Annotated in this window: 7 protein-coding genes; 6 read left to right on the plus strand and 1 reads right to left on the minus strand. The window is 73.7% G+C overall.

Annotated features, from left to right (window positions below):
- Positions 1-11: 11 nt before the first annotated feature.
- The 4 genes from ACF08M_RS01005 (at position 12) to ACF08M_RS01020 (ending at position 7,049) form a co-directional block, all read left to right on the plus strand.
- Positions 12-2,816 carry a tetratricopeptide repeat protein gene (locus ACF08M_RS01005; protein ID WP_392183121.1) on the plus strand — a complete coding sequence of 935 codons (2,805 nt, stop codon included), beginning with the start codon at positions 12-14 and terminating at the stop codon, positions 2,814-2,816.
- A gap of 2 nt (positions 2,817-2,818) precedes the next feature.
- Positions 2,819-4,207, plus strand: a complete 1,389-nt coding sequence (locus ACF08M_RS01010) for a protein phosphatase 2C domain-containing protein (RefSeq protein ID WP_392183122.1) — start codon at positions 2,819-2,821, stop codon at positions 4,205-4,207.
- A gap of 141 nt (positions 4,208-4,348) precedes the next feature.
- Positions 4,349-5,707, plus strand: a complete 1,359-nt coding sequence (locus ACF08M_RS01015) for a VWA domain-containing protein (RefSeq protein ID WP_392183123.1) — start codon at positions 4,349-4,351, stop codon at positions 5,705-5,707.
- A 121-nt stretch (positions 5,708-5,828) separates the two neighbouring features.
- Positions 5,829-7,049, plus strand: a complete 1,221-nt coding sequence (locus ACF08M_RS01020; RefSeq protein WP_392183124.1) for an FHA domain-containing protein — start codon at positions 5,829-5,831, stop codon at positions 7,047-7,049.
- 36 nt (positions 7,050-7,085) lie between these two features.
- On the opposite strand, the gene ACF08M_RS01025 is transcribed toward ACF08M_RS01020, so the two are convergent.
- Entirely contained in the window at positions 7,086-8,069 is a 984-nt protein-coding gene (locus tag ACF08M_RS01025) for a methyltransferase domain-containing protein (RefSeq protein WP_392183125.1), read from the minus strand.
- Positions 8,070-8,165: 96 nt separating this feature from the next.
- Here ACF08M_RS01025 and ACF08M_RS01030 point away from each other — a divergent pair, with 96 nt between their 5' ends.
- Together ACF08M_RS01030 and ACF08M_RS01035 are read left to right on the plus strand one after the other, a co-directional pair.
- Entirely contained in the window at positions 8,166-8,570 is a 405-nt protein-coding gene (locus ACF08M_RS01030) for a globin (protein WP_392183126.1), read from the plus strand.
- Positions 8,571-8,763: 193 nt separating this feature from the next.
- Complete coding sequence (locus ACF08M_RS01035; RefSeq protein WP_392183127.1) at positions 8,764-12,081, plus strand: FtsX-like permease family protein; 3,318 nt, start codon at positions 8,764-8,766, stop codon at positions 12,079-12,081.

Raw genomic sequence — 12,081 nt, forward strand, 5'->3', positions numbered from 1 at the left:
GGGGACGGACCATGAGTACGCAGTGCCAGCGCCCCGCGTGCGAGGGCAGTTACGAGGACATGGGCGGCGGTGAGCTGTACTGCGACACCTGCGGTCTGGCTCCGGTCGTCTCCCCGAACGGCATGGTGAGTTCGCCGCCGACCGGAATCGCGGGCGGCGGCGCGAGCAGCACGAACGGCCGGGGCGGTGACAGCAGTTCGCGGGCCTCGTCCCGGGCGTCCTCCCGTTCCTCGTCCCGCTCGTCGACGTCACGGCGTTCCGTTTCGGGGCGGCTCTCGCGCTCGCTGTCCGGTGGCACCACGTCCCCTTCGGTGTCGGTGCGTTCCTCCGGTTCGTCCACGGGCTCGTCCGCCCGGGGCAGGCTGGGCGTGGGCCTGGTGCAGGTTCCGGACGTGCCGCGTCCCGACCCGCGCTCGGCGGTGATGGGGAACCCGGAGGTGCCGGAGCGGAAGCGGTTCTGTTCGCGTTCCGACTGCGGGGCCCCGGTGGGCCGGGCCCGCGGCGAACGGGCGGGGCGCACGGAGGGGTTCTGCACCAAGTGCGGTCACCCGTACTCCTTCGTGCCCAAGCTCGGCGAGGGCGACATCGTGCACGGCCAGTACGAGGTCGCGGGGTGCCTGGCGCACGGCGGGCTCGGCTGGGTCTATCTCGCGGTCGACCGTGCCGTGTCGGACCGCTGGGTGGTCCTCAAGGGGCTGCTCGACACCGGTGACCAGGACGCCATGGCGGCCGCCATCTCGGAGCGCCGCTTCCTCGCCGAGATCGAGCACTCCAACATCGTCCGGATCTACAACTTCGTCGAGCATCTCGACCAGCGCACCGGCTCGCTCGACGGCTACATCGTGATGGAGTACGTCGGCGGCAAGGCGCTCAAGGAGATCGCGAACGAGCGCCGCACCCCGGCCGGGAAGCGCGATCCGCTGCCGGTCGACCAGGCGTGCGCGTACGGCATCGAGGCGCTGGAGGCGCTCGGTCATCTGCACAGCCGCAACCTGCTCTACTGCGACTTCAAGGTCGACAACGCGATCCAGACCGAGGACCAGCTGAAGCTGATCGACATGGGCGCGGTCCGCAGGATGGACGACGACGAGTCGGCGATCTACGGCACGGTGGGGTATCAGGCGCCGGAGGTCGCGGAGGCCGGCCCGTCGGTCGCCTCCGATCTGTACACGGTCGCGCGGACGCTGGCAGTGCTCACCTTCGACTTCCAGGGCTACACCAACGTCTTCGTGGACTCGCTGCCGGACCCGGACAACATCGAGGTCTTCCGGACCTACGAGTCGTTCTACCGGCTGCTGGTGCGGGCCACCGACCCGGATCCGACGCGACGGTTCGCCTCGGCGGCGGAGATGGCGGAGCAGCTGACGGGTGTGCTGCGCGAGGTGGTGGCGCTGCAGACGCGCCGGCCGCGGCCGGCGCTGTCGACGCTGTTCGGTACGGAAGTGCGGGTCACGGACACCCAGTTGTTCGCCGAGCTGACGGGCGATGTGTCGCGGCTGGGGGCACGGGCTGCCGCTCCGGCGGCGTCCGGGCGCTTCGGCCGGCGGCGCACCGGGGCGGGGGCCGCTGCCCCGGTCCCGCCCGCGGTGTCTCCCGCCGGACCGGGGCCGGGCGCGCTGCCCACGGGTGCGCCGCCCGCGGCCGGTCACCCCGCGCCGGGTACCGCCCCGCCGGCCGCGCCGCCCACGCCGCCCACGCATGTCCGGGCCGGCGGCCCCGCGGAGGCGAACGGCGCGGCCCCCGGGAGCGGCGCGCCCTTCCCGTACGCGCAGCCGCAGGCCGCGATTCCGGCCCCGCGCGTCCCGGCCGGCGCCCCCGGAGCGCCGTCGGGTCCGTACGCCCCCGAGGGCCCCCGGCCGGCCGGGCTCGACGTGCCGTCCACCTCGCTCGCGCTGCCCGTGCCCCGGGTCGACGCGACCGACCCCAACGCGGGCTTCCTCGCCGGGCTGATGACCGCCGCCCCCGCCGAACTGATCACCGCGCTCCAGGGCGTACCCGTGCCGTCGCTGGAGACCCGGCTGCGTGAGCTGCGGGCCCGCCTGGAGCTGCACGAACTCGGTGCTGCGGGGCAGGCCCTGACGGAGCTGGAGAACACGTACGCGGACGACTGGCGGGTCGTCTGGTACCGCGGCGTCACCTCGCTGGTGACCGGCGACCACGAGAACGCGGCGCTCTCCTTCGACGCGGTGTACGACGCGTTCCCCGGCGAGCCGGCGCCCAAGCTGGCGCTGGGGATCTGTGCGGAGGTCCTGGGCCAGCTGGACAACGCCGCCGAGTACTACCGGCTGGTGTGGATGACCGACCCCGGCTTCGTCAGCGCCGCGTTCGGCCTGGCCCGGGTGCGGATCGCCGCCGGGGACCGGGCCGGGGCCGTCAGCGCGCTGGAGTCCGTACCGGAGGCGTCGATCCACTACACGGCGGCCCGGGTCGCCGCGGTGCGGGCCCGGCTCCGTGACCGGGCCCCGGACGAGCCGCTGATCACCGATCTGGTGGCCGCGTCGGCCCAGGTGTCGGGGCTGGTCGGCCTGGGTCTGGACGCGGTGCGCCGGGAGCGGTTGTCGACGGAGGTGCTGGGTACGGCGCTCGACTGGATACTCTCGAGTGGTCCCACGGCTCCGCCCTCGGCCCCGCAGTCGCACGCGTCTGCCGGACCGGGCAGACCGGAGACACTGCTCGGCAGTGAGCTGGACGAGCGTGGCCTGCGTTTGGGGCTGGAGCGTTCGTACCGGATGCTCGCCCGGCTCGCGGAGCCCGGCGACGAGAGGATCGAACTGGTGGAGCGGGCCAACCGTTTCCGCCCCCGGACGTGGGTGTGAAAATGTCGCAGAAACCCGAGGAGACGGCCCTGTCGAAGTGCCCCGGCTGCGAGGAGCCGCTGGAGCCGGGGGACTTGTTCTGCGGCGCGTGCGGGTACGACCTCTCGGCCGTGCCCGAACCGCCGCAGGACCACCCGACGATCGCCATGGCCGCGCCTGCGGAGAACGGTGCGGCGGCGGCCGCCCGCACTCCGGCAGAGCACCCGGCGGCGGACCGGTCCGACGGATCGGACAGGTCGAACGGATCGGACGGGTCGGACGGGTCGGACGGGTCGGACGGGTCGGACGGACCGAACGCGCGGGACGGATCGGGCGACTTCGAGCTGGCCGCGCCGGGGACCGTACCCGGAGCCGCACCGCAGGCCGTGCCCGGAGCCTCGTCCCCCCCGTCGGCCGAGACGTCCGCGCCCGACCCCCGTACCCCCGCCGCCGAGCTGCCCGCCACGCCGCCGGCCGGCACCAAGGTGTGCGTGGCCTGCCGGGCGGGCCGGGTCGACACCGACGGCTACTGCGAGAACTGCGGTCACGCCCAGCCGCGCGAGCGCGACCACATGGAGCAGGAGCTCGAATCGGTGGCCGCCGTCAGCGACCGGGGCCTGCGCCACCACCGCAACGAGGACTCGTTCGCGGTGTCGACCACCGCTCTGCCCGACGGTTCACCGGCCGTCGTCGCGATCGTCTGCGACGGTGTCTCCTCGGCGAGCCGCCCCGACGAGGCGTCGGCGGCGGCCGCGAGCGCCGCCAACGAAGCACTGCTGGAGTCGCTGCCGCGCGGCACCCATCCGCAGCAGGCGATGCACGAGGCGATCGTCGTGGCCGCCGAGGCGGTCAACTCCCTGGCCCGGGAGCCCGGCCGGGCCGCGGAGCAGGAACCGCGCCGCCACCAGAACGCCCCGGCGTGCACGCTGGTCGGCGCAATCATGGCGGGCGGCCTGCTGGTCGTCGGCTGGGTCGGCGACAGCCGCGCCTACTGGGTGCCCGACGACCGCGCCTGCCCGCCCGCCCGGCTGACCGAGGACGACTCCTGGGCCGCGCAGATGGTGGCGGCGGGTCTGATGAACGAGGCCGAGGCGTACGCGGACGAGCGCGCCCACGCCATCACGGGGTGGCTCGGCGCCGACGCGTACGAACTGGAGCCGCACACCGCGTCCTTCAAACCGGACCGGCCCGGTCTCGTGGTGGTGTGCACGGACGGTCTGTGGAACTACGCGGAGTCGGCGGCCGAGATGGCCGCGGTGGTGCCGGCCGACGCGCAGCTGCGGCCGCTGCACGGCGCCCAGGTGCTGGTGGGGCACGCGCTCGACGGTGGGGGCCACGACAACGTAACAGTGGCCCTGCTGCCGTTCGCGGTGGTGCCGCAGGGGGCAGGATCGGCGTGCGGCGACACATGAGTCCCGTTCCGTAACGCTTGATTCCGTTTCCGCCCGTCCGCTTCGTCCCGTCACCTCAGCCCGCACTCATCCGTTTCCGCCCGCATGCCTTCCCTCACAGCTGTCTTCATCCGACACCTGGAGTCCCGAGGAGCCGATCAGATGGCCAACTTCTCCAAGTCGAACGTGCCGCAGTTCTTCGTCGAGGTGTACCAGAACGAATATCTGCCGGAGGGCGGTCGCGAGGTCAACGCGATCGTCACGGTCACCTCGACCGGAGGCGGCACCACCGGCGGAGTCCCGCTGTCCGGTGCGGCCGCGACGCCCCCGGGCGTGCCGGGGCAGGCGTCGGGCGCCGCCGTGGTGATCATGGTCGACTGCTCCGGGTCGATGGACTATCCGCCGGCGAAGATGCACAATGCCCGCGACGCGACGGCGGCGGCGATCGACACCCTGCGCGACGGCACCTCGTTCGCCGTGGTCGGCGGCACGCACGTCGCCAAGGAGGTCTACCCGGGCAACGGCAGGCTGGCCTTCGCCGACGCGCGGACCAAGGCCCAGGCGAAGCAGGCCCTGCGCGCGCTCAGCGCCGACGGCGGTACGGCGATCGGCACCTGGCTGCGGCTGGCCGACCGGCTGCTCGGCGCCGCCGATGTGGCGATCCGGCACGGCATCCTGCTCACCGACGGCCGCAACGAGCACGAGGCGCCGGAGGACCTGCGGGCCGCGCTGGAATCCTGCGCGGGCCGTTTCACCTGTGACGCCCGCGGTGTCGGCACCGACTGGGAGGTGAAAGAGGTCACAGACGTGGCGTCCGCGCTGCTCGGCACGGCCGACATCATCGCCGACCCGGCGGGGCTGGCCGCGGACTTCACGCAGATGATGGAGAACGCGATGGGCAAGGAGGTCGCGGATGTCGCGCTGCGGCTCTGGACGCCCGTCGGGGTCGAGATCGCGTTCGTGAAACAGGTCGCACCGGCCGTCGTCGATCTGACCGGCCGCCGCACCGAGGCGGGCCCCCGCGCCGGGGACTATCCCACAGGTTCCTGGGGCGACGAGTCCCGCGACTACCACGTGTGCGTCCAGGTGCCGGAGGCGGGGATCGGGCAGGAGATGCTGGCGTCCCGGGTCTCGCTGATCCTTCCCGACCCGTCGGGCGGCGTGCCGCAGACGCTTTCGCAGGGCCTCGTACGAGCGGTGTGGACAGCGGACATGGCCGCGTCCACCTCGATGAACCCGCAGGTCGCGCACTACACCGGCCAGGCGGAACTGGCACAGGTCATCCAACAGGGGCTCGATGCCCGCAAGTCCGGAGACTTCGACGACGCCACCGCGAAACTGGGCCGCGCCGTGCAGCTGGCGTCGGCGTCCGGGAACGAGGACACTGCGAAACTGCTTTCGAAGGTGGTGGACGTCGTCGATGCCGCGACCGGTACTGTGCGACTGAAGGCGAAGGTGGCGCAAGCGGACTCGATGACACTCGAAACACGCTCGACCAAGACCGTTCGCGTCAAGAAATAACCGCACAGCCACACGGCCGCGCAGTCGGGCCGACCGGCCGGAGCGATCCGGGTCCGGGTGGCGAAGAGCAGGAAGAATCCACGGCCCCCGGGGCCGGACGAGGAGAGGGGGAAGCACCGACATGCCGACCTGCCCGAACGGACACCAGTCGGGTTCCGACGACTGGTGCGAGGTCTGCGGCCATCGCATGACCGGGGCGGGCGCGCCTGCGGGTGCCGTCCCCCCGCCGCCTCCCCCGCCGCCCGCTCCCGGTTACGGCCACCCGCAGGGCTCCGGCGCGGACGCGACCCAGCCGGCCGAGCTCTGCCCGCAGTGCCGCACGCCACGTGAGGCGATGGCGCCGTTCTGCGAGGAGTGCCGCTGGAACTTCCTCACGAACACCGCGACGTCGTACACCCCGCTGGCGCCGTCCCACAGCGTTACCGGCCCCCCGCCGGGTCTCAACCTGCCGCCGGGCTTCCAGGCCCAGCAGCCGCCGGGCCCTCCGCAGCAGCGCGACCCGTTCGAGTACCAGGGCTCGCGGCCCTCGCAGGTGAACCGGCCGGCCGAGCCGCTCTCCGCCGACCAGGGCGGCCGCCCCGGGCCCGCGCCACAGGGGCCCCAGTCGCCGCAGCCGCCACAGCCTTTCCAGCAGCAGGGGCCGCCGCCTCCGCCGCCCTTCCAGCAGCAGTCGGCACCGCCCCCGCCGTTCCAGCAGCAGTCCGCGCCGCCCCCGTTCCAGCAGCAGTCGGCGCCGCCCGCGTTCGATCAGTCCAGTCCGCCCGGTCCGCAGCCGGTCGCCCCGCAGCCGCCCGCCCCGCAGCAGGTACAGCCGCCGCGGTCCGGCGGCGACGACGACTGGATGCTGTCGCCGCCGTCCTCGCCCCAGGCTCCGCAGCCACCGGCCCCGGCGCAGCAGCAGCCGCCCGTCCCGGGGCAGAACCAGAACCAGCCGCCCGCGAGCTGGACCGCGGTCATCGCCCCGGACCGTGAGTACTTCCTGGCGATGATGCAGCGCAGCGGCCCCGAGGCGACCGGGCTCAACCTGCCCGCGTACTCCCCGGAGCAGCAGCTTCCGCTGGCCGGCAGCCAGATCACCATCGGCCGCCGCAGGCACAGCACCGGTGAGTCCCCCGACATCGATCTGTCCGTGCCACCGGAGGACCCGGGCGTCTCGCACCAGCACGCGGTGCTGGTGCAGCAGCCCGACGGCGGCTGGGCCGTGGTCGACCAGAACTCCACCAACGGCACCACGCTCAACGGCGCCGAGGACCCGATCCAGCCGTACGTCCCTATCCCGCTCCAGGACGGCGACCGGGTGCATGTCGGGGCGTGGACGACGATCACGGTCCGGCGGGACTGAGAGCCTGTCGGGTGACCTCTGATCGGGCGGGCCGCGCTACCCGCTGGGCAGTGGCCAGACGTACGGCCCCTCGGGGTCGTCCAGCCAGGCCCACTGCCGCCCGTCCCGGACCGTGACGCCGAACCTCTCCCGTTCGGGGCGGCGCTCGCGCTGCCAGAGGGAGAGGGCCTCGCGGGGGTCGAGGGCGGCCCCGGTCAGCGCCAGCAGGAACTGGAAGAGCTGGTTCTCGCCGATGCGCCGGGGCAGTGTGCCCGGGTGCGGGCGCCGTTCGGGCCGCGACGGCGTGCCGCGCAGCGGTACGAAGTACGCGGGTGTGTGCAGGAACCGGCCCTCGGCGTACTTTCCGCGTTCTCCTTCGTGCACCCCCAGCGCGATCAGCCCGGTGGCGAACGGCGCCAGTATCCGTGCGTCCGGCGCGCACTGGCCCAGCCATGCCTGCGGAACGCACGGCAGGGTGCAGGTCGCGATGATCCGGTCGTACGGGCCGCGCGGAGGCCAGCCCCGGGTCCCGTCCCCGGTGATCACCGTCGGGCGGTATCCGGCCGCCGCCAGATGCCGACGGGCCGACTCGGTGATCTCCGGGTCGAGGTCGACGGTGGTCACGGCGTCGTCGCCGAGCCGGTGCGAGAGCAGCGCCGCGTTGTAGCCGCTGCCCGCGCCGATCTCCAGGACCCGCTGCCCGTCCCGTACGGCCAGCTCTTCGAGCATCCGGGCCATCAGCGACGGCTGGCTGCACGACGAGATCAGCTCGCCGTCCCGGATCCGGGTGGCCAGCGCCCCGTCCGCGTACGCCCCGCCCAGCCACTGGGCCCGCCTGATCGGGTCGGGGTCCTCGCACCACAGACGGTCCGCTCCGCCGGCCACGAAGTAGTACGGCACGAAGAGGTGCCGCGGCACCTCCTCGAAGGCGGCCCGCCACCGCGGGTCGGTCAGCACCCCGCCGGCCACGATCCCGCGCACCATCGCCCACCGCTCCTCGGCGGCGTCCGCGGCGAAGGGATCGGGGCGCGCGTCATTCATACCTCCACCTTCCTGCGCCGGGGGCCCCGGAGCCAGGAACCTGGCCGGAGTCCTAGGACCCCGGACCTCGGCCGGTGCGTCTGCGACGATGGACGGGTGACTGAGATTCCGCGCGACACGCTGCAGGAGCAGACCTTCTACGAGCAGGTCGGCGGCGAGGAGACCTTCCGGCGCCTGGTGCACCGCTTCTACCAGGGGGTCGCCGAGGACCCGCTGCTCCAACCGATGTACCCGGAGGAGGATCTGGGCCCGGCCGAGGAACGGTTCAGGCTGTTCCTGATCCAGTACTGGGGCGGGCCCCGTAGCTACAGTGAGCGGCGCGGACATCCGCGGCTGCGGATGCGGCACGTCCCGTTCCGGGTGGACCGTGCGGCGCACGACGCGTGGCTGAGCCACATGCGGGTCGCCCTCGACGAGCTCGGGCTGGCGCCGGAACACGATCGGCAGTTGTGGGACTACCTCACGTACGCTGCCGCGTCGATGGTGAACACCGAGGGCTGAGGACCCGCCCCGTTCTTCTTCACCGGCTCCAACGGCTCCAGCGGCGTATACGAAATGCGTGAGCCCCTCACCGGATAACGGTCACGATCCCATCAAGTTGTGCGCACAAGTGCTTTCCAATGGCAGGTACGTCCTGAAAGCATCCGGGGAACGCCGGGGGGCGTATGTGCGGTGAGGGTCCAGGGGGGCACGTGTGACGGGGTTCGTCTTTCTTCGGGTGAGGGCCTACCGGCTCCTGCTCGCCGCTGCCGTGCTCGCCGTGCTGCTCACGACATCGGTACTGGCCGCGCTCACCGCCTTCTCCGGTTCCATCGGCGACGCGGCGCTGCGCCACTCCCTCACCCACCGGTCGGCGGCCGCCGCCTCCCTCGTCATGTCCGCGCAGGTGGAACCCGCGCAGCGGGACACGGCCGACGCGGCGGCCCGGAAGGTCGCCCGCGACACCTTCGACGGCCTTCCCGTGACCGTCCGGACGCTGGAGACGTCGGCGGCGTACGCGCTGCCCCGCGATCCGCGGGCCCCGGCCGTCCGGGGCGGCAACCCGGATCTCACCCACTTCGCCTCGCTCGACCGCAGCCGCGTCCGGCTCGCCGAGGGCCGCATGCCGGCGGCGGGGAGCGGCAGGACCGGCGATCCGGTCCAGGTCGCCCTGCCGCGCACCGCCGCCCAGGCCCTGAAGCTGGGGCCCGGCTCGCGGCTGACCCTCACCGACCGGCTGGACGACAAGCCGCTGCGCGTGCTGGTCACCGGGGTGTACGAGGTGTCCGACCAGACCGATCCGTACTGGCAGCTGGACGAGCTCGGCGGGCGCGGCGTCCGGAAGGTCGACTTCACGACATACGGTCCGCTGCTCACCGACCCCTCCGTGACCGGATCCGGACGGGTCAGCTCCGGCGAGTTGTCCTGGCTGGCGTCCGCCGACTTCCGCACCGTCACCACGGACCGGATGGACGCACTGCACAGCGCCGCCACGGCCGCGCCGAAGAAACTTCCCTCCACGCCCGAGTTCAGGAGCGGGGCCACCGTGCGGACCTCGCTCCCCCAGGTACTGGAGCAGATCGACCGGGCGCTGCTGGTCTCCCGCTCGACGGTGATGATCGTGGCCGTCCAGCTGGTGATGCTCGCCGGGTACGCGCTGCTGCTGGTGGCCCGGCTGCTGAGCAGTGAACGCGACGGAGAGACCCGGCTGCTGCGGGCCCGCGGCGGATCGCGCGGCCGCATCACCGCGCTCGCCGCGATCGAGGCCCTGCTGCTCGCCCTGCCCGCCGCGCTGGTCGCCCCGCTGCTCGCCGGGCCGCTGACCCGGCTGCTCGCGGACCGCGGCGGGCTGTCCCGGCTCGGGCTGCGGCTCGACGGGGGTGCCACCGCCTCCGTGTGGCTGGTCGCCGTCGTCACCGCGCTGACGTGTGCGCTGGCCGTCGTGGCGCCCGCGCTGGCGGCCGGTTCCGGGGAACGCGGTTCCCGCCGTGCCGTGGCACTGCCCGCGCCGCTGAGGGCGGGCGCCGACATCGGCCTGCTGGTGATCGCGGCCGTGGCGTACTGGCAGCTCGACCGCCAGACGACGGGGTCGGGCGGCGGTGCGCTGAGCGGCGACCGGCAGGGCGGTCTGGGCGTGGACCCGCTGCTGGTCGCCGCGCCGGCCCTGCTGCTGCTCGCGGGCACCGTACTGACGCTGCGGCTGCTGCCGCCCGCGGCCCGGCTCGCGGAACGCCGTGCGGCGGGCGGCCGGGGACTGATCACGGCCCTGGCCGGCTGGCAGTTCAGCAGGCGCCCGCTGCGCAATGCCGGGCCGGTGCTGCTGCTGGTCCTGTCGGTGGCGATGGGCATGCTGGCGGTCGGGCAGCGCGCGTCCTGGGACCGTTCGCAGGCCGACCAGGCGGACTTCAGGGCCGGTGCGTCGCTGCGCATGGTGGGCGGTGTCGAGGGCGATCCGGCGAAGGCGGGCGCGTACGCGCGGATGCCGGGCGTACGGGACGCCGCGCCCGCGTTCCGTACGACCGCGGAGCTCTCCGGTGATCGCACGGCCGAGGTCCTCGTCCTGGACACCGCGCACGCCACCGAGCGGATGCTGATGCGCGACGACCTCGGCGACCGGCCGAAGGAGCAGCTGTTCGACTCCCTCGCCCCGCCGAGGACGGCACAGGCCGGGCTGGCGCTGCCGAAGAACAGCGAGCAGGTCCGGTTCGACGCGCGCATCACCTCGGCCGGGGCGGCCGGGCGGCCGTCGTCGTCCGGCACCGGGCCGCTCATCACCGTGCTGCTGGAGGACCGGTACGGCCTGCCGTACCGGGTGCAGGCCGGAACCGTGTCCGTCGACGGGAAGACGCATCCGCTGGCGTTCACGGTGGCGGCCGCGGGCGACTTCGCCGTGACCGGGTTCGAGCTGGACGGCAAGCGCCCGTCCGGCCCGGGCCGGACGCACCGGTTCGACATCAGCGGCCTCCGGGCCGTGACGGCCGACGGGGCCGAGCAGCCGGTCGCGGTTCCCGGCGGTTTCGGCTGGGACGCGACGCTGAGCGACATCGGATTCAGTGAGACCGAGCCCGACAGCCGGCCGGTGGACGCGACCGCCTCCGCGCAGACCCCGCTGGCCCTCGGGTACGAGACCGAATCCGCCACGGACGCCGAACCGATGGAGTGGGCGCCGTCCTTCAGCGTCCGGGCCACCGTGCACCGCGGCGCGGCCCCGGCGCTGAACGCCATCGCCACCGACGCGTACCTGGAGGCGGCCGGGGCGAAGAAGGGGCAGAGCGTCGATGTCACCCTGGCCGGCGAAACGGTCCGGGTGAAGATCGTCGACGCGGTACGCCGGCTGCCCACCACGGGCCCCGGCTCCGACGCCTCCGGAGCCGGCTCCGACCGGGCCCGGGACGGTGGCGCCCTGCTGCTCGACTTCAGGGCCGTCGGCCAGGTCTTCGCCCACCGCCCGGGCGCCGCGCTCACCGCCAACGAGTGGTGGCTGAGCACCGCCCCCGGAAAGGCCGGAAAGGCCGCCGCCGCGCTGCGGGCACAGCCCGACACCGATCCGACCCAGGTCCGGGTGCGCGACGAGATCGCGCAGGAGCTGGTCAGCGATCCGCTGGGCGCCGGGCCGCAGGCCGCGCTGCCCGCGGTGGCGCTTGTCGCCGCGGCCCTGGCCGCGGTCGGCTTCGCGGTGAGCGCCGTCGGGACGCAGCGGGAACGGAACGCCGAGTTCGCCGTCCTGCGGGCGCTGGGGACGCCGCGCCGACGGCTGACCCGGATGATCGCCGTCGAGCAGGGCCTGCTGATCGCGATCGCCCTGCTGGTCGGGGCGGCGCTCGGGGCCGTACTGAACCGCGCCGTCGTGCCGCTCATCGTGCTGACCGGGCAGGCCACCGCGCCGGTGCCCACGGTGCTGGTGCAGCTGCCGGCCGGGCAGATCGCGGCGCTGCTGGCCGGCGTCGCCGCGCTGCCGCTGGTGATCGTCGCCTGCCTCGCCCTGCGCGGCACCGACCCCGCGACCTCGCTGCGCCACCAAGGGGACAACTGA

This window comes from Streptomyces sp. NPDC015032 (assembly GCF_043080425.1).
In the GTDB taxonomy this organism is placed as follows: Bacteria; Actinomycetota; Actinomycetes; order Streptomycetales; family Streptomycetaceae; genus Streptomyces.

Coding starts and splice junctions, on each gene's coding strand:
- ACF08M_RS01025 (WP_392183125.1), bottom strand. CDS start 8,069: ATGAATGACGCGCGCCCCGATCCCTTCGCCGCGGACGCCGCCGAGGAG.
- ACF08M_RS01020 (WP_392183124.1), top strand. CDS start 5,829: ATGCCGACCTGCCCGAACGGACACCAGTCGGGTTCCGACGACTGGTGC.
- ACF08M_RS01005 (WP_392183121.1), top strand. CDS start 12: ATGAGTACGCAGTGCCAGCGCCCCGCGTGCGAGGGCAGTTACGAGGAC.
- ACF08M_RS01015 (WP_392183123.1), top strand. CDS start 4,349: ATGGCCAACTTCTCCAAGTCGAACGTGCCGCAGTTCTTCGTCGAGGTG.
- ACF08M_RS01010 (WP_392183122.1), top strand. CDS start 2,819: ATGTCGCAGAAACCCGAGGAGACGGCCCTGTCGAAGTGCCCCGGCTGC.